The sequence below is a fragment of the Komagataeibacter sp. NFXK3 genome, assembly GCF_054182245.1.
Map to the genome: position 1 here is coordinate 39,908 of NZ_JAPIVJ010000016.1, position 23,567 is coordinate 63,474.

Genomic DNA, 23,567 nt, shown 5'->3' on the forward strand with positions numbered 1-23,567 from the left:
ATGACTCCGCTCGCGCTGATCCTGACCGGCATAGGCTCCATTGCCGTCCTGCTCCTGCTTATCCTCAAACTCCGGCTGCATCCCTTCGTCGCCCTGCTGGTGGTGGCCGTGGCGGTGGCCCTGCTTACCGGCATGCCCGTGGCCAGGCTGGCCGATGCCATTCAGGGCAGCATGGGCCGCATCATGGGCCATATCGCCATTATCGTGGCGTTCGGGGCCATGATCGGGCGCATGGTTGACCTCTCGGGCGGGGCGGCCACCGTGGCGAATGCGCTGGTGCGCCGCGTAGGCTCCGCCCATGTGCCGCTGGCGCTGGTCATTGCCGCTTTTGGCGTGGGCATTCCTGTGTTTTTCGAGGTTGGCGTGATCATGCTCATGCCGCTGGTCTATGGCATGGCGCGGCAGACGGGCCGCGTGCCCGCCGTGTTCGGCATTCCCATGGCCGTGACCATGCTCACCGTCCATGCCCTGCTGCCGCCCCACCCCGGTGCCGTGGCGGTTGCGGCGGCGCTGGGCGTGGGGGCGGGGCACATGCTGCTGCTGGGCCTGCCCCTGGCAGCCGTGGCCACGGTGCTGACCTATGTGCTGACCCGGCCCATCATGGCGCAACCGCTGGGCTGCGCGCCCGATATCCGCGCCGTGGTGGATGAGGCCCGTGCACCTGCGCAGGGGCAGGATACGGCTGATGACGCGGCGGGTACCTTCATGCAGGCCACCGCGCGCAGCCCGGTGAGCGTAGGCGAGATCCTGGGCGTCATCGCCGTGCCGGTGGTGCTGATGGTGGCGGGCACGCTGGCGGGCGAACTGATGGCCCCGGGGCGGGTGCGCACCCTGCTGGTCTTTGCCGGGATTCCCTTCGTGGCGCTGGGGCTGGACGTATTGCTGTGCGCGTGGCTGCTGGGGCTGCGGCGCGGCATGGCGCTGGCTACCGTGTCTGATGTCGTGGCGGCCGCCCTGCCGGGCACGGCCATCATCATCCTCATTACCGGGGCGGGGGGCGCGTTTGCGCAGGTGCTGGTGGGCAGCGGCGTGGGCGATGCGCTGGGCGGCCTGCTGGCCGCGACCGGCCTGCCGCTGCTGGTGCTGGCCTTCGTGCTGACCATGATCCTGCGCGTAGCCCAGGGGCCGACCACGGTGGCGCTGATGACCACGGCGGGCATCCTTGGCCCCATGATTGGCCGCCTGCACCTTGACCAGACCCATCTGGCGCTGATGGCGCTGGCCATGGGGGCGGGGGGCATGGCGCTGTCGCACGTGAACGATGCGGGGTTCTGGATCGTGACGCGCCTGTGCGGCGTGAGCGTGCGCGAGGGGCTGCGGAGCTGGAGTCTCATGACGCTGGTGGCATCGCTGCTGGTCTTTGCAGGTGTTGCGGCGCTGTGGGGCGTATTACCCGCCTCGGCAGGGTAAAAGATAAAAGTTTTTGAGTGCCGCCTTTTTTCAAAAAGGCGGCGTTCTTTTCAAAGCTTTTTGAAAAAAGCTTCACCAAAAACTTTTACTCTGCAAATCAGCCGGTCAGCGGCAGCAGGAAGGGCGCGGTAGCGCTGCCTTTCGCACGGGCCACGTCATGCGGCGTGCCCGCAGCCACGATCGTGCCGCCCCCGTCGCCCGCGCCCGGCCCCATGTCGATGATCCAGTCGCTCCTGGCTGCCACCCGCATGTCGTGCTCGGCCACCACCACGGTGTGGCCGCCATCCACCAGTGACTGCAGGTGGGCCTGCAGCCGGTCCACATCGGCAGGGTGCAGGCCAGTGGTGGGTTCATCAAGAATGTAGAGCGTATGGCCCCGGCGCTGCTTGCGCAGCTCGGTGGCAAGCTTGATGCGCTGCGCCTCGCCGCCCGAAAGCTCGGTGGCGGGCTGCCCCAGCCGCAGGTAGCCAAGGCCGCCCTGCTGCAACGTGGCGAGCGTGGCGGACAGGGCCGGGTTGTGCGCAAAGAAGGCAGCGGCGTCATCCACCGTCATGGCCAGCACATCGGCAATGGACTTGCCGCCTATGGTCACTTCCAGCACCTCGGGCCGGTAGCGCGTGCCGTGGCAGGTGGGGCAGGGGGAATACACGCTGGGCAGGAACAGCAGCTCCACCATCACCGAGCCCGCACCCTCGCAGGTGGGGCAGCGGCCTTTTGGCAGATTGAAAGAAAAACGACCCGCGTCATACCCGCGCGACCTGGCCAGGTCGGTCGCGGCATAGATCTGGCGGATCGTGTCGAACAGGCCGGTATAGGTGGCAAGGTTGGAGCGCGGGGTGCGGCCGATGGGTTTCTGGTCGATCATGACCAGCCGGCTGATTTTTTTAACACCTTCCGTAACCTGCCCCTGTGGCGTGCCTTCGGGCATGTCCTCGATGGTGTCGGGGTCTGTCGCATCGGGCAGTTTCTGCCCCAGCGCATGCGCCATGATGGCGGGCAGCGCCTGGCTGACCAGGCTCGACTTGCCCGAGCCTGACAGGCCGGTCACGGTCACGAACGTGCCCAGCGGGATTGCGAGCGTAAGGTCGTGCAGGTTGTTCCACGTAATGCCCGCAAGCTTAAGCCACGCTTTGGCCGGACGCGGCGTACCCGCAATCGGCGCATTGCTGGCAAACAGATAGGGCGCGGTGCGGGAGTTTTTGACCCCCCGCAGGCCCTCGGGCAGGCCGCTATACAGCACCTCGCCCCCGCGCGTGCCCGCATCGGGGCCGACATCGACAATCCAGTCTGCCCGGCGGATGAGGTAGAGGTTATGCTCGACAATGAACAGCGAGTTGCCCGCCTGCTTCAGTCCTTCCAGCGCATCGAGCAGGTTATGGGCATCGGCGGGGTGCAGCCCGCTGGAGGGTTCATCAAGCACGTACACCACGCCAAACAGGCTGGAGCGGATCTGCGTGCCCAGCCGCAGGCGTTGGTACTCGCCGGGGGAGAGCGTGGTGACCGGGCGGTCGGCCTGCAGGTAGCCAAGGCCCAGATGCTCCAGCACCGCAATGCGGCCGAGCAGGTCGGTGGCCATGCGGCGCGCGGCGATGGCGGTGGCGTCGCCCGCCTGCGGGGCCTGCTCGGGTGGCTGCGTGCCGTCAGCCAGCGGGGCCAGCGTGCGGGCAATGGTGGCCAGTGGCTGGCGGGTGAGCTGGGCAATGTTCAGCCCCGCGATGGTGACCCGCAGCGCCTCGGGGTTGAGGCGGCCGCCATGGCAGGTGGGGCACGGCGTTGCGGTCAGGAACCGCTCGGCCCGCCTGCGCATGTTGGCGCTCTGCGATGTGGCAAAGGTGTGCAGCACATAGCGCCGCGCGCCGGTAAAGGTGCCGTTATAGGCAGGGGGCACGTGGTCGTGTATCGCGCGCTGCACGGCTGCATGGTCGAGGCCGGGATAGACGGGGTAGGTGGGTGTTTCCTCGGTGTAGAGGATCCAGTTGCGGGTTTTTTCCGGCAGGTCGCGCCAGGGGCAGTCCACGTCCACGCCCTTGGTGATCAGGATATCGCGCAGGTTCTGCCCCTGCCACGCGGTGGGCCACGCCGCGACCGCGCGCTCGCGGATGGAGAGGCCGTCATCAGGCACCAGCAGGTCGGTGGTCGTGTCCATGATGCGGCCCTGGCCGTGGCATTGCGGGCACGCGCCTTCGGGCGTGTTGGTGGAAAACGATTCCGCCTCCAGCCGCTGCATCCCCGCCGGGTAATGCCCCGCGCGGGAATAGAGCATGCGCAGCAGGTTCGACAGCGTGGTGATGCTGCCCACGGTGGAGCGCCCGGTGCCCGTGCCGCGCTGCTGCTGGAGTGCGATGGCAGGCGGCAGCCCCTCGATGGACGTGACATCGGGCACCGGCATCTGCCGGAACAGCCGGCGCGCGTAGGGCGAGACCGATTCAAGGTAGCGCCGCTGTGCTTCCGCATACAGCGTGCCGAAGGCCAGCGAGGACTTGCCCGACCCCGAAACCCCGGTGAACACGACCAGCCGGTCACGCGGAATGTCCACGCTGACATCCTTGAGGTTGTGCTCGCGCGCGCCGCGCACATGCACGAAGTCGGGCCGTGTGGACGGGTCAGCCGCAGGAGCGGGAACGGGGCGCTGTGACATGGGAGAACGGGCCTTTGATGCAGTGGGCGGCCACGGGGCCGCAGGGTGCCCTGTTATAACCCGGCTGGCCGGGTCTGTGCGCCCCCTCTGTCATGCCTGTATATTATCACCCATGACATAATTGCTGATGGCGACTGCATGCCGCCCCCGGCTTGACCGATGCAGGCGGGCAGCGCATCACAATAAAAACAAGCTATGGCAATATGAGTGATCAGGCGGTGGAAGCATGAAACGAGTCATTATACTGGGCGTGTCGCTCTGCCTGTATTCCGGGCTGGCGCATGCGGCGGGCGGCGCTGCCGTCATCGCCGAGGCCGAGCGCCATGTGGCCGCCACCCTGCCCGACCCGCATGCCGTGACCTTCCGCAATGCCACGGTGCATGCCATGGATGGCGCATCGGTGGTGTGCGGCGAAATGGCGGAGCACAATCCGCCTGCCGATGGGGTGTACAAGAAATTCGGCTATGTGCAGGGGCAGGATGATCCGGTGATCTTCAGCGGGCGCCCGGTGCCGGCGAAGATCCAGTTCAATGAAGTCAATTCCTGGCTCAATGACAGCATCAAGCTCGAAGATCTTGAGGAAATGGGCTGCGTGCCAAAAGGCACCTATCACCATTACAACGAGCAGCTCAATCAGGTCATGGCCCAGCGCAGCCAGTTTGGCGTGAACTAGGCCAGGACAACTTCGGCCCATGCCGGGCGTTGAATTCGCAAATGCGCCCCTGGGTGCCTGTGCCGGGTGTAACGGGCATGGGGAAGAAGCCGGAGCGGTTGCCGTAAAGGCTCCGGCGCACGGAAGGCGGCCGAGAGGGCCCGCCATGTGAAGAGACAGGGCATGGGGCGGCACGCAGGTGCCAGCTTGCATGCCCGGCAAGGAAAGGGAATTCATGACGGATTTAACGCAGGCCATGCTGGGCCAGGACGTGATCGCGGCGGGCTCGGGCCGCATGGGCACGCTCACGGCCGTCAATACGGATGGCACGATTCAGGTTACCGTTGATGGTCCGGCGGAAAGTGCCTTTACCATTCCCGCCGCATGGGTGCAGTCTGCCGATAACGGCAAGATCCTGCTCAGCCATACGGTGGAAGATGTACAGGCCTACACGCCTCCAACAAACTGAAGGGCCTGCGCTGCCCCTGATCGGGGTGCGGTAATGCCTGCATCCATAAGCCCGCCCGGCCCCGTGCTGGAAGCTGACGACCTGTTTCGCGTGCCCGCGCGCCTTGCGCCCGGTGCATTGCAGGCGCTGGCCGGACAGGCGGTCATGCCCGCCTTTGCGCCAGCACCCAGGGCTGCGGACCTTGTTGACATAACGAGGGTTGATCCGGCGCTTGCACTGGATATCCGCTATGCCTGCAGCCGGAATTTTCTGGGCTTTCCGGTTTATCCAGCCGCGCGGGCGTTTTTGCAGCGCCCGGCGGCGCTGGCCCTGTCACACGCGCGTAGGCTGGCCGGGCAGCATGGTTATGGCCTGCTGGTGTATGATGCATATCGGCCCTGGCATGTCACGGCGCTGTTCCGCGCTGCCGTGCCGGAGGCCCTGCATGAATTCGTGGGGGATCCGGCCACCGGGTCACGCCATAACCGGGGCTGCGCGGTTGACCTGACCCTGTGGGATCTGACAACGCGCTGTGTTGTGCCCATGCCATCGGGCTTTGATGAAATGACGCCCCGCGCCCATGTTGATTATGCCGGTGGTGATGCCACGGCACGGCAGCGGCGTGACCTGCTTGCACGGATCATGCAGGCGAGTGGCTTCCTGCCCCTGGCGGAGGAATGGTGGCATTTCGACTTTAGGGACTGGGCGGAATACCCGGTGCTTGATCTGTCGTTTGATGCGGTGGCGCGGGCTGAAAGGAAGTAAAAGTTTTTGGGTTCTACCTTTTTTCAAAAAAATGCGTTCTTTACGAAGCTTTTTGAAAAAATATTCACCAAAAACTTTTGACTTTATGGAAATGAAAATACCACCTTATTTATAATAAGATGGTATTATTTAAAATTATTCTAGAAAATATCAGTCATCATGCAGGGTACGGTCGATCGTGCGGCCTGCCTTTTCACCGGGGCCTTTGGGCGGGTCGAAGGTATCCTGCATCTTGTCGCCAAAATGATCGATTTTCTCGCCCGCTGTCTCATGGTGGCGCTTGCATCCACTCAGTCCCGTGCCTGCCACCATCAGGGCCAGGCCAATAGCGGCTACGGAGCGCAGGCGCCGCCGGGCAGCAGGCGCGCCAGATGCGGTGGGGGCCGGCGCGCAGTGGCGCAGGGCAATGCGGAACTGGAGGCGGGCTGGCTCCGTGCTGGAGGGGGTCTGCGTGCGGTTGCGTAAGGCGCTATCCATGCCCGGTATCCTGTTGCGATGTCATTGCATCCTTAAGTGAGTGATTGTCGCTTCGGTTCCGGCATCACGGGAATGTGAGCGCCGTTAGCTGAACATGGCCCGGCATTCCGGGCACAGCCGCAGGAAGCGGCCATCGGCCACAAAGGCGGTGTCGCAGTTCAGGCAGGTGCGGCGCACCTGGTCGGGGCGGTCCATCGGTATGGCATGGCGGATGCGGTGGCGGCGCAGATGGGCCTCAAGGGTCTTGATGTTCATGTTCAGCCTGCGGGCGGTCTCGCGCGTGGAGCAGCCCTGTGCCCGCAGGGCGGCCACGCGCGGGGCAAGGCTGGGCCAGTCAACACGCGGCGGGCGCGTGCGGCGTGGCGGGGCAGGGGAGGGTGCCGTGGTGATGTTGTGCATATTTTTCATACGCACAGTATGTGCTGAAAAAACACACATACGGCAAGAACTTTATGAGAACATTTAGGTCCGCATCGTCGCCTTCCATCCATTTGTGTATCTTATTCACACACACGGAACGAAAACAGATGCAAAATTCCTATCTGCCCGCCGGGTGCACGCAGGCTGATATCGATGCCCGATTCGCACCCGATGAGCCCGCATGGGTCGCCCGCTACACCACCCAGTTGGCCCACCAGCTTGAGCAGATTGCCGCCATGTGGGCCGAACTCGCCGCCACCCGGTTTGATGGCGCATATGACAGCACCGACATCGTGGGCTACCTTGATGATGAGATGCAGACGCTGCGCCAGCACATGGCGCACCCCCTGCCGGAATAGGCCGGCGGGGGCCGAACCCGGCCAGCCGGGCAAGGCGCATTCTGCATGATGAAGGATTTGCCATGACCGACCTGCCGCCCGATCTCGATCACGCGCATTTTTTGCGTCGCGCCTTTGCGATGGCCGAGCAGGCACGGCAGGGGGGTGACCATCCTTTTGGCTGCATTCTGGTCGACGCGCAGGGGCAGGTGGTGCTGGAACAGGGCAATGGCTACACCGCCGAAGGGGGTGACATGACCGCCCATGCCGAGCGCCTGCTGGCCACCCGGGCCTCGAAGCGCTTCCCGCCTGCCGTGCTGGCGTCGCACACCATGTACACATCAGCCGAACCGTGTGCAATGTGTGCGGGTGCGGTGTACTGGAGCGGCATTGGCCGTGTGGTTTTTGGCCAGAGCGAGCACAGCCTGAAGGAAATGACGGGCAACCACCCCGAGAACCCGACCCTCGACCTGCCCTGCCGTACGGTGTTTGCCGCAGGCCAGCGCCCGGTGGAGGTGATCGGCCCGCTGCTTGAAGCCGAGGCCGCGGCCCTGCAGCAGGCCTTCTGGAATGAAAGCAAGGCCACCGGATCATAAAGGGTTTTGGTGAAGCCTTTTTGAGGGCCTGCTGGGAATTGGTTTTTTTTAAACCTCTTGATATGCGTTAAAATCTGGATGGATCGCTTTGCACTGCAGATGCCCAATGGGCGAAGATGGAACCGCTGTGCCTTGGAAAGAAGATGGATTGCGGGCGCAGCGACAAGACAGGTCATTCCGTGAGAGCCGTTCCGGCATGATCGCGGCCATGACCCTGCGGGCAAGACTTACGCCGGGGGTCAGGAGAAAATGAACAGCCAGAACAGGGGAGATCGGGCGATGTCGGTACGTCCGGAAATCACTCTGCGGGTCCTGGAGGGGAGGCGCCTATGATGTCTTGCACCTATTATCATGGCCAGGATCATCGCTGGGCCAATCAGCCAGATTGCTGTGGCTATGGAGGCTTACGTGAAGCGTCTGAATGCCCCAACTGGTACAGTCATCTGCACGATATCCGCCCTGGCCGCCATCATGGCAGGCATATTGCCCGAATTGCAGAATGATCGCGATGTCCGGCAATGAAGGCGTATTTCATTTTGCATTCCTGCCGGTATCACCTGATGTCATCTTCGCGAATTGCCGCTTCCACGCAAACAGCGCGTGTGTGCTGACCCAAGCCGCTGCGAAACTTCCGCTACCGAAGGTTCCCGTTCGGTAATCTGCGCCATTGCGTTTCGCTTGAACGCATGATTGAAATTGGACTTCCCCATCAACGTTTTCTGTTCTCATTTTCAGGAGTTTGGGCGTCTAGAAATCTGGAGGTTATTCAGCCTAAACATCTCGATTGAAATTCTCTAATTTAATATATGATGTAGAAATTATTAATTTTTTTGAAAGATGAATTAAATGAAAAATTTTGGAAATAGTGTAGATCATTTATTTCGTTTTTTATTAGTTGGTGGCATTTCAACAATAGTTAATTATGGAGTTTTCCTTATTTTGTTCGAGAAATGTGGGCATCAATATCAAGTGGCTTCAGTATGCGGTTTTTTGACTGGGGTTGCAGTTGGGTTTCCATTAAACAAAAAATGGACATATAAAGTTAATTTTAATAATAAATCATGTTATTTTTGTAGGTATGGAATTATTTACTTTATATATTTGCTTGTTAATTTGTATGTACTAAAATTTTCAGTAAAAAGCATAGGTATGGACGCGCGAATAGCAAATTGTATTTCTATAATTGTGACAACTATAATCAATTTTATTGGTACAAAATTTTGGGCATTTAGGGTTTAAAAGGAGTTTTTTTTAAAAATAATTAATATATTCTGGATACAGGACTTTTTATATCTTCCAGAAGATAACAATCGCTGCGAGCCAGACGGCTGAGAAAAGTATGTGGGTGCTGCGATCATAATGTGCTGTGATACGATGCCAGTCTCTGATGTTCTTGAAGAGGTTCTCGGACCCGTGTCGCTGCTCACAAAGATGCCGGTCGTAAGTCAAATGCCTCCTTCTTATTTTTATTGAAGAGATACAAATCGTAATAACGCGTAGCAAGGTAAGCATCTGCCCAGAACCATGGGCACCGCTCAGGTGGCTTGTGGACTGCACCCTTTGCTTCCATCAATATCATTACGCCACAATCTTATCTGACATCCCGCTAGGATCTGTTAAACCTTGATGTAGTCTGCTGCTGTAGCAGCGATAAGGATGACGGGGAGGAAGGATGCAGCTGTTTTCTCATATCGGGTATGACAGTCCGCAATTCCTTGAGCCGTGTCGACAGGGTTTCGACCATATGCCGGTTTATCATAAACAGCTATGGGCTAACCGGATACTAGGTCGCGAACTTATAAAAATTGTTGGTGTTTAGCGGCTCGCGCGATTGAAGACTTCGGACTGAGGGAGCCTTGATGACGCGCTGCCGCTACGAACTCGCTGACCGCGAATAGTCGATCCTGCCGCCATCGCTGCCCAACAAGCCGCGTAGCGTTCGTTCCCCGCGTCGATGAGCGCCGTGTGCTGAATGGCATTCTTTGGTGCCTTCGGGCAGGTTTGACCTGGGCGGAAATCCCCGAATGTTGTGGGCCGCCGACCACCAGCTACAATCGTTTCGTCCGTTGGCGAAAAGCACGCGTCTGGGATCGATCGGCTTCGTGAAGCCGTTTTAGACGCTTATGATGGTGACATCAGCATGATCGATTCGACCTGTGTTCGCGTGCATCAGCACGCGGCCACGAGAAAAAAGGGATGGAAATGATCGCGGCATGGGATGTTTCCTCGGCGGCCTCACCAGCAAGATCCATGTTCTCGTCGACGCAGGAAGCCGTCCCGCCAGTCTTCTTCTGATAGGTAGCCAAGTCGCCGGTTGCATCGAGGCTGATGCGCTGACCGATAGCCTGGGAGGAAGGGAGACATCCTGCTGGCCGACAGGGAATATGACAGCAATGCCAGTCGCACCAAGGCAGCGGCCCCAAAGGCTTGGGCCAACATCCCGTCAAAGACCAATCGCTAGGGAAGCTTTACCTTCTCACGCTGGGTCTGTCCGCAAGGAGCCTCGTGGAACGCTTCTTCAACAGGATCAGACAGTCCCCGAGGCATCGCAACCCGATACGACAAGCGTCCCGAAAACCATCTCGCCGTTGTAAAGCGTCGCAGCGAGAAGCTGGTGCCGGTGTTTATGAGCTGACGCTCTGGGGTCATTCAAATGCTAATTTGGCATATCTTATGGATATTGCAGTGTTTTTCGGCTATGTTCGCATCATGTAAGGCCAATTCATGTCAATATTCACTCCATCTTTTTCTGAAAGCTGGTGAATTACAACATGATGGTATCATTAAAAAATTACAGATTAGGATATGGTGCAGATGGAATTTATAGATAAATATTTCAAAAACAACAAGTTATTTAAATTAACGATGTTAATAATATGGGTAATTATTACATGTTGTGCGATTAATTACCATTCTATGTGGCGAGATGAAGTTAGAAATTTCATGATTGCCATTAATGCAACAAATAGCATACATATTATTGGTAATGCTCACCCCGCCGTATCATATTTGATTCAAAAGTTAGGATATTTAATTTTCCACACTTATAAAGTGCTACCAGTATCATCGTTTATTATATCTTTTTTGGCAGTTTTTCTCGTTTTGTTTTTTTCACCATTTGGAATTATTACAAATATAGCGTTTATTTTTGGTTACTTTTCTTTGTATGAATATACAGTCATGGCAAGAAATTATGGAATAAGTATGTTGCTAATGATTGTTTTAGCAATGGTATTTTCCTCAGAAAATTATCGCTATAAATTAACTGGACCTACACTTTTTTTTCTAGCAAATACAAATGTGCATTCTGCAATTATTTCAATTTTATTTTCTTTCATGTGGCCTTTGTGTGTATGGAGGGAAAATAGATGGTCCTTTAATGAAAATGTTCGTAAAATTTTACCCGCAGCCACTATGGGTTGTGCTGGATTTATTGCTTGTGTGTTAACCATCTATCCTCCTCGGTATGATGATCTCGCTGCACAACCATCAATAAGCAATATAAAGCATTATTCAAAAATAAATTTTCTGGATGAAATAACGATTTCTCCTTTTGAGGGATGTTTTTATAATATATTTGGAACTGGCTACATTTCGCATAAAATTTTTACATTATTAAAGTATATTTCTATAATTTCTGTCTTTTCATGTATTTTCTCACTTTGGGGAGATGTATTACTATTTTCTGTTGCGCTCGTAACTCATATTGCGTTTGTTTCTTTTTTCACAATAGTTTATTTTGGTGGATATCGTCATCAATCATTATGGATCGTCTTTATTTTCGCTCTTTTTTGGATTTATCGAAAAAATAACAAGAATACAATAAATTATTTGAATAAATTTGGAGTATTTTCTCTTTCATTTATGCTTTTTGTGCAAATTTTACCGTCTGTAAGTTTGGAGTTTCATGAAATCCAGACGCCAAATTCTAGGGCTAGAGAATTTGCCAAATTGGTTATAAATACGCCTGACTTGTCAGATGCTACAATTATAGCGTCAGATGACGCTATAATTGAAAGCATGCCTTATTATATAAATAATGGCCTTTACATCATGATGCAAAGAAAATTTGATCGTGTTGTTCCGTATAGCAGTAACGGACGTCTAAATTATTCTATGGAAGATATTATTAAAGAATCAAAAAGGAATTCAATTTGCACGCATACTCCTTCTATAGTTCTCATTATAAATGACTATAGTCCAAACGAAAAAATAATTTCTAATATAATGGATAATGTTCAAGATGTTAACTATAGAAAATATTCATACGGGCATGCTGTATTTACTTTTTCAGAAGAGCAAAAGCGGGAGTTGAAAGCTCAGTCAACAGAAATCGCTCGTTATCCCAACGGTTATCTGGAACAAGGTTTTATCGCCTATCGGTTGAACATACCTGATTACGATGTATCTAAGTGTCTGACCGAAAATGAGTTGAGTGATTTCAGCGGGTTATGATTCATGGGTTTGCGATAACCTGATGAGATCAAGATGGCCTGGACTGAAATCACCCGAGCGCAGTATCAAAGGGACGACCTGGAGTATGCAAGCGACCTTCGCGATGCGGAGTGGGCGCTGATTGCGCCTTTGATGCCCGAGAGGAAACGACTGGGGAGACCACGACGTACGGATTTGCGCCGGGTCATGGAGGCGATCCTCTATATCGTCACTACGGGTTGCCAGTGGCGACAATTGCCTCGTAACTTTCCCGCTTTCACGACCGTGCAGGGCTATTTCTACCGTTGGATCCGCGAGGGACGATGGGAAGCCATGAACCATATTCTCGTGATCCTGTCGCGTGAGCAGGACGGGCGAGACGCCACGCCTTCAGTGGGCATTATCGACAGCCAGTCGGTTAAAACCGCTGAAAATGGCGGCCCACGCGGTTATGACGCGGGCAAGAAGATCAAGGGACGCAAGCGACATATCGCGACCGACACGCTGGGTCATGTCGTGGCGGCTGTTGTACATCCCGCCGACATTCAGGATCGTGATGGTGCGCCGCTGGTAGCGGTCAGGATACGCTCATTGTTTCCCTGGCTTCGCCATCTGATCGGTGACGGGGGATATGCTGGCGAGAAGTTGCGTGGTGCGCTGGCTGAACTCGGCCGATGGACGATCGAGATCGTCAAACGTAGCGATCGGGCCGAAGGCTTCGTCGTCCTGCCCAAACGCTGGATCGTGGAGCGTAGCTTTGCATGGCTCGGACGTTGCCGTCGCCTCACGAAGGATGTCGAGGCAACAATCTCGTCATCCCACGCGTGGTTGATGATTGCCCATATCCGCAGAGTTCTGCGAAAAATCAATCAAACCGCTTTCTGATTCAGGCTCTAACACGATAGATTGTCATGGCCACCAACTGAGTGATATTCCTCCCTTGCCCTGAATGAAGGGCAAGAACCGCTCGACATTCAGGGTGAACAGCCCGGGTTTACCGAAGAGTAACACTCTCGGAGGATGGACCCTATGGTAGAAAGCAGAAGATATCGCGTTATTCGCCTGAGTTCCGTGAGCGCGCCGTGCGCTTTCTGGAATAATATCGATCGGATTACCGAGCCTTTCGGCGACCTGTCGCGAGATTTGTGGCAACCTTGGCGACAGCCTGCACGACTGGTGGAAGCAGGCCCGTCGGGATGCGGGTGCGCAACCGGGACCGACCACGGCCGAGACGGCACGGATCAGGGCGTTGGAGCGGGAGGTCCGTGAACTGCGTCAGGCCAATGAGATCCTCAAGAAGGCCTCGGCTTATTTTGCTCAGGTAGCGCTCGAGCGCCCGTTTCGCAAATGATCGCGTTTATTGAAGCCTACCGTGCCGATTACGGGGTCGCACCAATCTGTCGTGTTCTGCCGATTGCCCCGTCCACGTTTTACCAGCAGGCGGTCATGGCAAGAAATCTGGCCAGGGCCAGCCCGCATGCCCTGCGCGATAGGCAACTGATGGAACATATCTGCCGGATCTGGCGGGACAACCGTGCTGTTTATGGTGCGCGCAAGGTCTGGCACAGCCTGCAGCGTGAAGGACGACAGGTTGCGCGCTGCACTGTTGAGCGCCTGATGCGGCAGATGGGTCTGAAGGGTGTAATCCGGGGCCGGAAGGTCATCACGACCCGTCCGGATACGGCGTGCCCCTGTCCCGATGACAGGGTCAACCGGCAGTTCCGGGCCGAGAGCCTCAACCAGCTCTGGGTCTTGGACTTTACCTATGTCCAGACCTGGAATGGCATGGTCTATGTGGCGTTCGTCATCGATGTGTTCGCCCGCAGGATCGTGAGCTGGAAAGTCTCGACTTCCATGACCTCCCAGTTCGTGCTCGATGCCCTTGAACAGGCCATCTGGCAACGAAAGCCCGCGGGAAACAAGGCGCTGATCCATTATTCGGATCGTGGATCACAATACCTGTCGATCCGATATACCGAACGCCTGGCGCTGGCTGACATCGACGCCTCGGTCGGCACGGTTGGTGACAGCTACGACAATGCACTGGCGGAGACCATCAACGGTTTATACAAGACCGAGGTCATCCATCATCTGGGGCCATGGAAATCCATGGCGCAGGTCGCATGGGAAACCCTCAAGTGCGTTAACCAACGCCTGCTGGCGCCAATCGGCTACAGGCCTCCCGCCGAAGCCGAACGGGCCTTTCATGCAGATCACAGGGCAGGCTTGATATCGCAGCCTGCTGATGGGCGCAAACAATGGTTGAATTGAACATCTCCACAAAAAGAAAATCCTGAATGTCGATCGGTTCTGGCAGGCTTCTCGCTGGTATATCCCTGATTGACATAAGCCAGTTCAACGCTCTCGTCCGTCGCATCCTGCACAGCGGCCACAAGACGTCCCACCTCGACGCGATCATCCCGACACTGGCTGGTGTGATATGCAGGGCCAGCAGGTGCCCCAGCGCATCAAAACAGCCTGCCTCCATCCGGCAACGGAATTGCTGGTAGACCGCCGACCACGGTGGAAGGTCATTCGGCATGGCGCGCCAGGCAATTCCGTAGCGGATCATGGAGCGCAACCCATTGAACCGTTCGCGCAATGCAGGAGGCTGTTGTTCCGCATCTTCACGCATCACGGGACAAGCACAGACCGTCTGATATATCAGAGAGATATGGTTTACGTGCAGGTGTCATCCCTCATTACGGCACCAATCACGCACGAAAGTACATGACACCCTCTAGGGTCTGTTAGAACTTGAATGATAGAACGGGCCGCATAGCTGTTTGTAAAGAGTATGATGTAGTCTGTTTTTTGTGATCAGGCATGGTCCTGGCAGGAACTGCAGATCTCGTTCTGTTATCCCGCTAGAGAAGCACGATTCCGAAGTCGCCTATCCCAAATAGGCCTACAGGTACTGATGTGATAGCGGATGTTTAAAAAATTAACAGGCTAACGCTGGAAACGTGTCTATTTTGTGATAATTGTGTCAAAATGATCTATAAAATCTGAAATTTTCATGGTAAAAGAAAATTATTTCCGGAACTAGGATGCGTAACCGCAATGACGATGCGTAACCGCAATGACTTCTAAAGTTTACGATAGTGAAAATATTTTAGGAAGTAAGAAGGCTTCTATTCGTGAATATATCGCCATTTCTAGACTTGACCATGTTACGAAGCAGGTCTTTATACTTCCAGGTATTGTTCTGGCTTATCTATTGTGTGGCTCTCATTCAGAGCACATTCTTCTCAATTGCGTATTGGGTTTGATTACAGCGATTACGATTGCTTCCGCAAATTATGTTATAAATGAATATCTGGATCGTAATTTTGATAAATACCATCCGGTCAAAAGTCAGCGCAGCGCGGTCCAGTATGAATTGAATGGTAAAATTATTTTATGTGAATGGCTGATTTTGATTATCGTCGGTTTTGGTGCGTCTCTCGCTTCCAGTCTGACCATGTTTGGGATTGCTGTTGTATTTGCTGCTCAGGGAATTTTTTATAATGTTCCGCCATTACGTACGAAAGATAAAGCCTATCTGGACGTAATTTCTGAATCCATCAACAATCCCCTGCGTTTAATGATCGGTTGGTCCATGATTGACCCCACGACATTACCACCGGCTTCCATTATTTTAGCTTACTGGTTTGGCGGCGCTTTTCTCATGGCAGCCAAGCGTTATTCCGAATATCTCGAAATTGTTGGCGAGCATGGCAAGAGCCTCCTCGTATCCTATCGCGCAAGTTTTGCCGGGTATACAGAAACGTCTCTTAATGCTTCCTGCTTTTTCTATGCAATGATTTCATCTTTTTTTCTCGCTATATTTTTCATAAAATACAGGATTGAATATATACTGGTCATGCCGCCGCTGATCGCCCTGTTTACCTATTATCTAGTTATTTCTTCCCGTCCGGGTTCTGCAGCCCAGAATCCTGAAAATCTTTTTCACGATATGCGATTGGTGGGCCTCGTCACCTTTGTGGGTGGGGCATTCCTGTTCTGTACGTATGTAAATATTCCGCAGATATCTGTATTCTCGGAACAGCATTTCATCACATTTAAGTAAATTATGAACATGCATTTCGATCATTCTAAATGGAACGATATTGATCTTGTCTGTTTCGATGTGGACGGCACTTTATACAATCAAAAAAAATTGCGATTATTTATGATTCGTGAAATTCTGGCAGAGTTGTTGATAACGCGGCAAATGACTTTCATTCGTATTCTGAAAGTCTATCGCGAGATGCGCGAGGAAGCCACTCATATCCCTCACAATTTTGAACCGTTTCTCATAACAGAAACTGTCAAGAAGACAGGGTGTAGCGAACAACAGGTGCGCGATACCGTAACTGAATGGATTCATGAACGTCCGTTGCGCTATCTGGCAAAATGCCGGTATGCAGGTGTTGTGGAACTGTTTGCCCGTCTTCAGGCATGCGGTAAACGAATCGGCATTTTTTCTGATTATCCTGCTAAGGCCAAAATTGCAGCCTTGGGTTTGCGTGCAGACTATATTGCCTGTGCGGGTGATGAAGATACACCACGGCTGAAACCAGATCCTCAGGGCCTGTTCAACCTTATTGCCAAGGCTGGTGCTAAGCCGACTACTACGCTCTTAATAGGTGATCGGCCAGAACGTGATGGCCTGGCTGCACGAAATGCAGGAACATATGTGCTTATCCGCTCATCAAAAGCAGATCAGGATTATCAGACATTTGAAAAATACATAGATAATATATTTTCTACAAATTCTTTATTGGAATCGAAGGGAATAAGCTTATTGAACTGATTATTGATTTTCACTGAGAATTGACCCGGCTGGATGCTATCCCTGTCATGGTGAGGCGGACGGTCAAAAAGGAGACCTGTCCTTTCTGTTTTTTGGCGCGGCAGTACTGGCGTGAAACCTGTAGCTGTCATTTCCTGCCTCGAGGATATGACAGGGATGGGTCAGCCGATCGAGGCGCGCCGTCGTCATCTTCAGGTTACTAAAGACGTTTCCCATTCACTGAAATTGTGATGACGACACTGGTGCGTTCATAGAGGCGGCAGGGCAGATGGAACAGCAGGGTGCCCCAGATGCGCTGAAGGGGAGATAACCGAGTTCATCAAGGATCACGAGATCCAGACGGAGCAGCCTGTCGGCAATCTGTCCGGCCTGGCTGGCGGTATTTTCCTGTTCGTGCGCATTGAACTGATCGACCGTTGACCAGAAGCGCGTCGCGTGCCGGTTCTTGCGTGATCTGGCGGCTTTCAGGATCAGTCATTCCCTCAGCCTGCTAGCAAACGGGGCCAGTCGGCTGGAATGTTTGGGAAGCCGGAACCGCAGTTCAATGTTCTCTGCTCGGAAATATTTGCGGGCCATTTATTTTCTAATGAAATTTAATAATAGATTATTCAACCTCCAAAAGGGATGATTAAATAGGTATATCTTTATAAGATCATTATGTTTCCACTTGTGTAAGGTATGCAACATTTATAAAATTGCGGAAGAGATTGCATGCGATATGCGTAAAGTATAAAAGAGAAGTGAAATGAATAATATTGAAGTTATAAATAAATACAAAATTTTCATCACGTGCATTTTGATCTCTATATTTATTTCAATGAAATATTATCCTGGAGCTTTTTATTATGATATAATATGGCAGTTGAATTGGGTTGACGAAATGTCAAATAGTAATGGAATATTTTTCCATTTTCCAAAAGATTATTTCAATCAGTGGCCTGTATGGGATGTTATACTTAGGATACCAATTTATAAAATAACAAAAGAAGTTGGGATATTTATATTATTATCTTCTTTTATGCTTTTTTATACATCATTCAAGTTTTTTGACGAAAAAAACAATTTTTTGGGGTTTTTTATATTTTCGTTCATTTGTGCATTTACGCCAATTGTTGATTGGCTGATTTTGCAAGGACCTCACATATATGTATCGTCATTATTTATATTGGAAATTTATTTTATATTAAAAAATAAATTCATAAAATCTTCTTTTTTGTCAGTTTTGGCTACGATGTTAAGGCCTGAGATGGTTTTTGTGGCTCTTTTTATTCATGCATTATTCATGATTTATGAAAAGATCTCAATGAAAAAAATTATTCTATGTTTTTTTATAATATTATCTGGATTTTTCATATCAAATTTAAAATTTAACAAGCACGATATATATGACCAGTCATACATAGGATTATCAGTTTTTAATCAATATGTTATATCTGAAATAAAAAATAAAAATAATATAAGTGAAAATTTAATGAAAAATGTCCATATAAATGAAACATATCAATCAGTGGGCTTCATAAGCCCTGAATGCTCTTTGACGATGTGGTGTAAGGATTTAAGTAATAGTTCTTTGTTTAGGAATCGGTCAATAATTATTAAAGATACAATTGATCTCATGATTTATGCTCCAAAAGATCTTGCATATTGTGTTTTCATGAAATTATATACTGCATGGACTGAAAAACTGGTAGTTTTTGAATTTGGAAGAACAGATAATTTAAAAATATCTAATATAGATTATATTAAAAACATGTATAATAAATCAGTTTATTATGAATTTGATAGGCAGAAAAGATTTTTTAAATCTTTTATGGGGAATATATATAGTCCTGTATTTTATACCATTATTTTTGTTTTTTCATCTTCATGTTTTGGTAGAAAAAACGCTATATTAATGTCCATATTTTTTGTATCATGTCAGTCATTTTTATTTTTCATTTATCCGACGCATGAAGTTAGATATTTTATGCCGTTTATTATGATTTCCATTTTGACTTCATCTATATATTTTTCTTGTAAATTAAAATTATGCGTGAGAGCATCAATAAATTATTTATTTAATAAGGAAATTTAAAAACTTACAGAATTTTTTTTGGCAATTAAAATATCAATACTTTGTAAAATCCGCTTTGGGAGGCGGGGTAGAGGGTTACCACAATAAGGGCATGGTCCGGTGGGTAGTCGCAGTATGTGATCAAGAAAGGTCTGTCTGACTGCTGCCAGACAGAGAAGATTGTGGACCTTAGCAAGAGCGGAGCTGGCGCAGTCACCGAAATTCAGTCCAGCGGGATGCCGCCTCTTGCCGAAGCGGATAAAGGCCTCACGCGCCAAGGTGGCCTCCAGACAGGCTGCCACCTGGTCGGGAGAGGCAGGTTATAGGCCGAATAGGCGATATTCCCTGTCCCGCCGATCCAGATCACATCCCGGCGCAGGGTGTCGGGTGTCTCCCGAGATAGGCCGGGTCAGGCTGCATGACAGCCTGATGGAGCGCCAGTACGATTGGCAGGCGGAATAGGGCCGACCCTTCGCTACAGGCCTGCGGCAGGAGTTGCTCCAAGCTTCGCGCATAGTCGCGGACCTGCCGGGTGGCATGAGAAGCGCCGTGGTCGTCCTCATCGACCACCAGAAGCTTATTGAGGGTTGCTTTGCGTGCCTTCTGGGGCAGGACGGCTGAGGGCTTCCTGACGGATCAGGCAGGGGGCGGGCGAGGGCAGCGATTTCACCCAAGGCGGACAGGGGCCGCCTATGGCGGGCGGGGCACGACCCCGTAATACTGGGCATAAGGGGCGGGCAGCAGCTGCAGACATTCCAGGATCACGCCAGCCAGATCCCCACGCTTCATCCTGCCCAACCTTTTCCACAGACCGGATTTTCCTGACACGATTAAGGTTTGTATAAAAACCTTAACCATATCCGTCAGGAATAGGCTCTTGCGCAAGGTTATGCCGCGCTGTGCGGGCAGATGCGGTCGCCCCAGGCCCTGAAAAAAGCCGACACCCAGAATTTTATTTTCCTTGCATTCCGTCAGTTGGGCTTTCCCCCTTTCCGGGCGTGTCTCTGGCAAATCGTTTCGGATTCAATCTATAATGCCAGACAAAATCGGGCGTGATGCCGTGGCGACAGGGGGAGAAGCATATGCGATGGGCACGGAAGTGGCGGTTGGGGCTGTGTCTTGGCGCGGGGCTGGCCCTGGCGGGTGGAGGCCACGCGGCCAAGGCGGCCGGGCCCGGTCATGATGAAATCCTGTGGGACACGTTCGGCGTGCCCCATATCTACGCCACAACCGAGGCAGGTGCCTTTTACGGCTTTGGCTGGGCGCAGGCGCATAGCCACGGCAATATCGTATTGAAGCTTTATGGCACCGCCCGCGGGCGGGCCGCCGAATACTGGGGCAAGACGGAGGAAGAATCGGATCGCTGGGTGCGGGGCAATGGCGTGTACGAGCGCGCCAGAACCTTTTATGCCCGCCAGACGCCGGGCTTTCGCAGGGATCTCGATGCGTTCGCGCGAGGCATAAACGATTACGCGGCCCGCCACCCCGCTGATATTGCCGATGACGTGCGTGCCGTCCTGCCGGTCAGTGGCGTTGATGTCGTGGCCCACGGCCTGCGGCTGATGAATTATGTCTATATTGCCGAGGAGCGCAAAATGCTCGGCGATGCGCCCGAGCGCAGGGCGGGCGGGTCGAATGCCTGGGCCATTGCGCCCTCGCGCACCACCGATGGGCATGCCGTGCTGCTGGCCAACCCGCATCTGCCGTGGAGCACGCCGTTCTATACCTATTATGAGGCGCAGCTGAATGGCCCCGGCTTCAGCATTTACGGCGCAACCCATGTGGGCCTGCCGGTGCTGCGCTTTGCCTTTACCCCCGATGTCGCCTTTACCAACACCGTCAACACCATTCTGGGCGCCGTGCGCTACAGGCTCACACCCGATGGCGATGGCTACAGGCTGGATGGCAGAAAAAGGAAATTCACCACCCGCACCCTGTCCTACAAGGTAAGGCAGCCCGATGGCACGCTGGCCACCCACAGCTTCGTGCAGCGTTATGCAAAACAGGGGCCGGTCTTTAACGAGGCGGATGGCACGCCCATTGCGCTGTATGTGGCAGGCCTCGATCGCCCCGGCATGCTCCGGCAGTACTGGGATATGGCGCGGTCGCATAATTTCAGTGAGTTCCAGGCAGCGCTCAGGAAGCTGCAGGTGCCCATGTTCAACATTGTCTATGCCGACCATGACGGCCACGTCATGTATCTCGACAATGGTATCCTGCCCAAACATGATGGTGGCGATTTCGATTACTGGAACAATACTGTTCCCGGTGATCGGTCGGATAACATACCCAAGGGCATTGTTGCTTATGACAATCTGCCCAAGGTGATCGACCCGCCTGCGGGCTTTGTGCAGAATGCCAATGACCCGCCATGGCTCGCCACCTATCCGCGTCTGCTCGACCCCAAGGCCTATCCCGCCTATGTGGCGCAGACCGGCCCGATGACGCTACGCGCCCAGATGTCGGCCCGCATGCTGGCGGGAGAGGTGAAGATGTCGTTTGACGATATCATGGCCCGCAAGCTCAACACCCATTCGCTGCTGGCCGAGCGTATCCTGCCCGAACTCCTCGCCGCTGCCCGCAAGGACCGCCGCGCGGATGTGAAGGCGGCCGTAAACGTGCTGCAGGGCTGGGATGGCGCCGATGATGCCACCAGCCGGGGCGCCCTGCTGTTCGAGACATGGGCGCGGCTGTTCATGGGCCCCAAATTCGCAGGCTCGGAAGGGTTTGCCCGGCAATGGTCGCTTGATGACCCGATCGGCACGCCCTCGGGGCTGGGTGACCCCGCCCATGCGCTCAACCTGCTGGCGCAGGCGGCAGTCGAGACCAGAAAGCTGTATGGCGCAATCGACCGCCCGTTTGGCGATGTATCGCGCTTTCACATCAATAATGTCGACCTGCCGGGCAATGGTGGCTTTGGCAATACCGGCATTTTCCGCACCATTACCTGGGGCCCGATGAAAAATGGCGAGCGCACGCCGCTGCATGGCGAGACATGGGTGTCACTTGTCAGTTTCTCAACACCCATGAAGGCGAAGGGACTGCTGAGCTACGGCAATTCCAGCCAGCCCGGCTCGCCCCATCATTCCGACCAGCTCTCCTACCTTAGCAGCAAGACCCTGCGTGACCTGTGGCTGAGCCGCGATGTGGTCGAGCAGCATGTGGAATCGGTTGATCCGTTGCCGGACTGAGAGGCTGCCGGTCATGAAAGAAGTTTTTGGCGAAGCTTTTTGCAAAAAGCTTCGCATAACGCCGCAATGCATGCTGCTCCCCGTTCCGGGGTGCCAAGGAGAAGCCCCATAATGTCAGCCCCTTACGCGATGCGGTTTTGTTACCTGATGGCCTGTGGCATGTTTGCCAGCCTGTTGCCCCGGCCGGTTCTGGCGCAGGGTGTGGTGCCTGACCCCAACCAGATCTTCAGCCCGGTCACAATGCCAACCCCGGTCAGTGCCTATCGCTCGGGTGATGGCACGCCGGGGCCGATGGCGTGGAAAAACCAGGCCGATTACCGCATTGCCGTCACCCTCGACCCCACGACCCATGAGCTTACGGGCGAGGAAACGCTCACCTACCACAACAACAGCCCGAGCAGCCTGCCGGTGTTGTGGATGCAGCTTGACCAGAACATGTACCGCGCCGACAGCAGGCGTGCCGCCCTGTCCGGCCCCGCTGGCGCGCCGCATACGGATGGGATGCAGATCGGGTCGGTGACCCTGATGGAGGGCACTGCTACGCATGAGGTGACGCCGCTCATCTCCGATACCCGCATGCAGATCACCCTGCCGCACCCGCTGGCGCCGGGCGGGATGCAGGTGTTGCGGGTGCGGTGGCATTATACCATGCCGGGCGCATGGGGCGGGCGCACGGCGGTCAGCCCCTCGAAAAACGGCGATATTTATGAAATTGCCCAGTTCTACCCCCGCATGGCGGTGTTTGATGACGTGCGCGGGTGGGACACGCTGCCCTATGTGGGCGATGAGTTCTATCTCGATTACGGCAGTTTCGATTACGCGGTGACGGTTCCCGCCAGTTTTCTGGTCGTGGGTTCCGGCGCGCTGGTCAACCCGGCACAGGTGCTCTCGGCCGCGCAGCAGCAGCGCCTCGCCCAGGCCCGGCGTAGCGGGACGCGCGTCATGATCCGTGACCAGGCGGATGTGGAGGCGGCAGTCCGCACGCCGCCAGCAGGCAGCCGCACATGGCGCTTCCACATGGATAATACGCGCGACGTGGCCTTCGTCGCCTCGCCCGCCCTGTTGTGGGATGCGGCGAAGCTGGACCTGCCGCCCATGGCCCCCGCGCCGGGCATGAAGCCCGAGGCCCGGCTTGGCATGTCGGTCTACCCCGTGGAAGGCGTGGGGCCGCAGGCATGGGACCGCTCGACCGAATATGTCAGGCACACGATCGCGTATTTCTTCTGTGGTTGCCGTCCGTTATGCAAGAGTTTTCTGACCCATATTGACGTGTGATCGTGTGCGGTCTTCTGTAAGGCCTGTTGATGTGGCCTTTCAGAAGCCACTGGCCAGTATGGTGATCAGCGG

18 protein-coding genes, 5 pseudogenes and 1 other annotated feature are annotated in these 23,567 nt (G+C 54.1%); of the genes and pseudogenes, 17 read left to right on the forward strand and 6 right to left on the reverse strand.

The features are described from left to right. Nucleotides 1-1,410 (forward strand): GntT/GntP/DsdX family permease, encoded by a 1,410-nt coding sequence (locus tag OQZ28_RS14540; protein ID WP_458136516.1) that lies wholly within the window; start codon nucleotides 1-3, stop codon nucleotides 1,408-1,410. A 97-nt stretch (nucleotides 1,411-1,507) separates the two neighbouring features. Here the strand turns inward: OQZ28_RS14540 and OQZ28_RS14545 are convergent, their stop codons facing one another. After that, nucleotides 1,508-4,048: an excinuclease ABC subunit A gene (locus OQZ28_RS14545; protein ID WP_458136517.1), complete on the reverse strand. Its 2,541-nt coding sequence runs from the start codon at nucleotides 4,046-4,048 to the stop codon at nucleotides 1,508-1,510. 226 nt (nucleotides 4,049-4,274) lie between these two features. Between OQZ28_RS14545 and OQZ28_RS14550 the strand changes: the two genes are divergently transcribed. The 3 genes from OQZ28_RS14550 to OQZ28_RS14560 all read left to right on the forward strand — a co-directional run bounded on the left by OQZ28_RS14550 (nucleotide 4,275) and on the right by OQZ28_RS14560 (nucleotide 5,913). Further along, the gene (locus OQZ28_RS14550; RefSeq protein ID WP_458136518.1) at nucleotides 4,275-4,721 is read left to right on the forward strand and encodes a hypothetical protein; all 447 of its coding nucleotides are present in this window, start codon (nucleotides 4,275-4,277) and stop codon (nucleotides 4,719-4,721) included. Nucleotides 4,722-4,935: 214 nt separating this feature from the next. Then, on the forward strand, nucleotides 4,936-5,169 hold the full coding sequence (locus OQZ28_RS14555; protein ID WP_130731158.1) for a DUF2171 domain-containing protein: 234 nt from the start codon (nucleotides 4,936-4,938) through the stop codon (nucleotides 5,167-5,169). A 33-nt stretch (nucleotides 5,170-5,202) separates the two neighbouring features. Next, complete coding sequence (locus tag OQZ28_RS14560) at nucleotides 5,203-5,913, forward strand: M15 family metallopeptidase (protein WP_458136519.1); 711 nt, start codon at nucleotides 5,203-5,205, stop codon at nucleotides 5,911-5,913. 150 nt (nucleotides 5,914-6,063) lie between these two features. Here the strand turns inward: OQZ28_RS14560 and OQZ28_RS14565 are convergent, their stop codons facing one another. Together OQZ28_RS14565 and OQZ28_RS14570 are read right to left on the reverse strand one after the other, a co-directional pair. Continuing rightward, the gene (locus tag OQZ28_RS14565) at nucleotides 6,064-6,390 is read right to left on the reverse strand and encodes a hypothetical protein (RefSeq protein WP_458136520.1); all 327 of its coding nucleotides are present in this window, start codon (nucleotides 6,388-6,390) and stop codon (nucleotides 6,064-6,066) included. An 84-nt stretch (nucleotides 6,391-6,474) separates the two neighbouring features. Further along, nucleotides 6,475-6,798, reverse strand: coding sequence for a helix-turn-helix transcriptional regulator (locus OQZ28_RS14570; RefSeq protein ID WP_130731155.1), 324 nt, complete (start codon nucleotides 6,796-6,798; stop codon nucleotides 6,475-6,477). Between the two features lie 119 nt (nucleotides 6,799-6,917). Between OQZ28_RS14570 and OQZ28_RS14575 the strand changes: the two genes are divergently transcribed. The 8 genes and pseudogenes from OQZ28_RS14575 to OQZ28_RS14610 all read left to right on the forward strand — a co-directional run bounded on the left by OQZ28_RS14575 (nucleotide 6,918) and on the right by OQZ28_RS14610 (nucleotide 14,449). Then, nucleotides 6,918-7,169 carry a hypothetical protein gene (locus OQZ28_RS14575; protein ID WP_458136521.1) on the forward strand — a complete coding sequence of 84 codons (252 nt, stop codon included), beginning with the start codon at nucleotides 6,918-6,920 and terminating at the stop codon, nucleotides 7,167-7,169. Between the two features lie 62 nt (nucleotides 7,170-7,231). Further along, on the forward strand, nucleotides 7,232-7,744 hold the full coding sequence (locus tag OQZ28_RS14580; protein ID WP_458136522.1) for a nucleoside deaminase: 513 nt from the start codon (nucleotides 7,232-7,234) through the stop codon (nucleotides 7,742-7,744). A 351-nt stretch (nucleotides 7,745-8,095) separates the two neighbouring features. Beyond that, complete coding sequence (locus OQZ28_RS14585) at nucleotides 8,096-8,266, forward strand: hypothetical protein (RefSeq protein WP_458136523.1); 171 nt, start codon at nucleotides 8,096-8,098, stop codon at nucleotides 8,264-8,266. Between the two features lie 324 nt (nucleotides 8,267-8,590). Further along, a complete protein-coding gene (locus tag OQZ28_RS14590; protein ID WP_458136524.1) occupies nucleotides 8,591-8,983 on the forward strand; it encodes a GtrA family protein in 393 nt (130 codons plus the stop codon). A gap of 662 nt (nucleotides 8,984-9,645) precedes the next feature. Next, nucleotides 9,646-10,374 (forward strand): annotated as a pseudogene (locus OQZ28_RS14595) (IS5 family transposase). Nucleotides 10,375-10,558: 184 nt separating this feature from the next. Next, nucleotides 10,559-12,199, forward strand: a complete 1,641-nt coding sequence (locus tag OQZ28_RS14600; RefSeq protein WP_458136525.1) for a hypothetical protein — start codon at nucleotides 10,559-10,561, stop codon at nucleotides 12,197-12,199. A 33-nt stretch (nucleotides 12,200-12,232) separates the two neighbouring features. Then, nucleotides 12,233-13,063 (forward strand): IS5 family transposase, encoded by an 831-nt coding sequence (locus OQZ28_RS14605; RefSeq protein ID WP_034927665.1) that lies wholly within the window; start codon nucleotides 12,233-12,235, stop codon nucleotides 13,061-13,063. Nucleotides 13,064-13,224: 161 nt separating this feature from the next. Continuing rightward, a pseudogene (locus OQZ28_RS14610) lies at nucleotides 13,225-14,449 on the forward strand (IS3 family transposase). Continuing rightward, nucleotides 13,484-13,600: a sequence feature (AL1L pseudoknot), on the forward strand. (Overlaps the previous pseudogene by 117 nt.) A gap of 41 nt (nucleotides 14,450-14,490) precedes the next feature. Here the strand turns inward: OQZ28_RS14610 and OQZ28_RS14615 are convergent. Both OQZ28_RS14615 and OQZ28_RS14620 read right to left on the reverse strand, forming a co-directional pair. After that, nucleotides 14,491-14,648, reverse strand: a pseudogene (locus tag OQZ28_RS14615) (IS5/IS1182 family transposase); the annotation flags it as partial. Nucleotides 14,649-14,699: 51 nt separating this feature from the next. Further along, nucleotides 14,700-14,813, reverse strand: a pseudogene (locus OQZ28_RS14620) (IS5/IS1182 family transposase); the annotation flags it as partial. 447 nt (nucleotides 14,814-15,260) lie between these two features. Here OQZ28_RS14620 and OQZ28_RS14625 point away from each other — a divergent pair. Both OQZ28_RS14625 and OQZ28_RS14630 read left to right on the forward strand, forming a co-directional pair. Further along, the gene (locus OQZ28_RS14625; protein WP_458136526.1) at nucleotides 15,261-16,250 is read left to right on the forward strand and encodes a UbiA family prenyltransferase; all 990 of its coding nucleotides are present in this window, start codon (nucleotides 15,261-15,263) and stop codon (nucleotides 16,248-16,250) included. A gap of 9 nt (nucleotides 16,251-16,259) precedes the next feature. After that, the gene (locus OQZ28_RS14630; protein ID WP_458136527.1) at nucleotides 16,260-16,976 is read left to right on the forward strand and encodes an HAD family hydrolase; all 717 of its coding nucleotides are present in this window, start codon (nucleotides 16,260-16,262) and stop codon (nucleotides 16,974-16,976) included. Nucleotides 16,977-17,039: 63 nt separating this feature from the next. On the opposite strand, the pseudogene OQZ28_RS14635 reads toward OQZ28_RS14630, so the two are convergent. Continuing rightward, nucleotides 17,040-17,450: pseudogene (locus OQZ28_RS14635) on the reverse strand (ATP-binding protein). A gap of 271 nt (nucleotides 17,451-17,721) precedes the next feature. Here OQZ28_RS14635 and OQZ28_RS14640 point away from each other — a divergent pair. The 3 genes from OQZ28_RS14640 (at nucleotide 17,722) to OQZ28_RS14650 (ending at nucleotide 23,495) form a co-directional block, all read left to right on the forward strand. Beyond that, nucleotides 17,722-19,050, forward strand: coding sequence for a hypothetical protein (locus OQZ28_RS14640; protein WP_458136528.1), 1,329 nt, complete (start codon nucleotides 17,722-17,724; stop codon nucleotides 19,048-19,050). Nucleotides 19,051-20,111: 1,061 nt separating this feature from the next. Then, the gene (locus OQZ28_RS14645) at nucleotides 20,112-22,220 is read left to right on the forward strand and encodes a penicillin acylase family protein (protein ID WP_458136529.1); all 2,109 of its coding nucleotides are present in this window, start codon (nucleotides 20,112-20,114) and stop codon (nucleotides 22,218-22,220) included. A gap of 111 nt (nucleotides 22,221-22,331) precedes the next feature. Next, a complete protein-coding gene (locus OQZ28_RS14650) occupies nucleotides 22,332-23,495 on the forward strand; it encodes a hypothetical protein (protein ID WP_458136530.1) in 1,164 nt (387 codons plus the stop codon). Nucleotides 23,496-23,567: the final 72 nt, after the last annotated feature.

Coding starts and splice junctions, on each gene's coding strand:
- OQZ28_RS14540 (WP_458136516.1), top strand. CDS start 1: ATGACTCCGCTCGCGCTGATCCTGACCGGCATAGGCTCCATTGCCGTC.
- OQZ28_RS14545 (WP_458136517.1), bottom strand. CDS start 4,048: ATGTCACAGCGCCCCGTTCCCGCTCCTGCGGCTGACCCGTCCACACGG.
- OQZ28_RS14550 (WP_458136518.1), top strand. CDS start 4,275: ATGAAACGAGTCATTATACTGGGCGTGTCGCTCTGCCTGTATTCCGGG.
- OQZ28_RS14555 (WP_130731158.1), top strand. CDS start 4,936: ATGACGGATTTAACGCAGGCCATGCTGGGCCAGGACGTGATCGCGGCG.
- OQZ28_RS14560 (WP_458136519.1), top strand. CDS start 5,203: ATGCCTGCATCCATAAGCCCGCCCGGCCCCGTGCTGGAAGCTGACGAC.
- OQZ28_RS14565 (WP_458136520.1), bottom strand. CDS start 6,390: ATGGATAGCGCCTTACGCAACCGCACGCAGACCCCCTCCAGCACGGAG.
- OQZ28_RS14570 (WP_130731155.1), bottom strand. CDS start 6,798: ATGAAAAATATGCACAACATCACCACGGCACCCTCCCCTGCCCCGCCA.
- OQZ28_RS14575 (WP_458136521.1), top strand. CDS start 6,918: ATGCAAAATTCCTATCTGCCCGCCGGGTGCACGCAGGCTGATATCGAT.
- OQZ28_RS14580 (WP_458136522.1), top strand. CDS start 7,232: ATGACCGACCTGCCGCCCGATCTCGATCACGCGCATTTTTTGCGTCGC.
- OQZ28_RS14585 (WP_458136523.1), top strand. CDS start 8,096: ATGGCCAGGATCATCGCTGGGCCAATCAGCCAGATTGCTGTGGCTATG.
- OQZ28_RS14590 (WP_458136524.1), top strand. CDS start 8,591: ATGAAAAATTTTGGAAATAGTGTAGATCATTTATTTCGTTTTTTATTA.
- OQZ28_RS14600 (WP_458136525.1), top strand. CDS start 10,559: ATGGAATTTATAGATAAATATTTCAAAAACAACAAGTTATTTAAATTA.
- OQZ28_RS14605 (WP_034927665.1), top strand. CDS start 12,233: ATGGCCTGGACTGAAATCACCCGAGCGCAGTATCAAAGGGACGACCTG.
- OQZ28_RS14625 (WP_458136526.1), top strand. CDS start 15,261: ATGACTTCTAAAGTTTACGATAGTGAAAATATTTTAGGAAGTAAGAAG.
- OQZ28_RS14630 (WP_458136527.1), top strand. CDS start 16,260: ATGCATTTCGATCATTCTAAATGGAACGATATTGATCTTGTCTGTTTC.
- OQZ28_RS14640 (WP_458136528.1), top strand. CDS start 17,722: ATGAATAATATTGAAGTTATAAATAAATACAAAATTTTCATCACGTGC.
- OQZ28_RS14645 (WP_458136529.1), top strand. CDS start 20,112: ATGCGATGGGCACGGAAGTGGCGGTTGGGGCTGTGTCTTGGCGCGGGG.
- OQZ28_RS14650 (WP_458136530.1), top strand. CDS start 22,332: ATGTCAGCCCCTTACGCGATGCGGTTTTGTTACCTGATGGCCTGTGGC.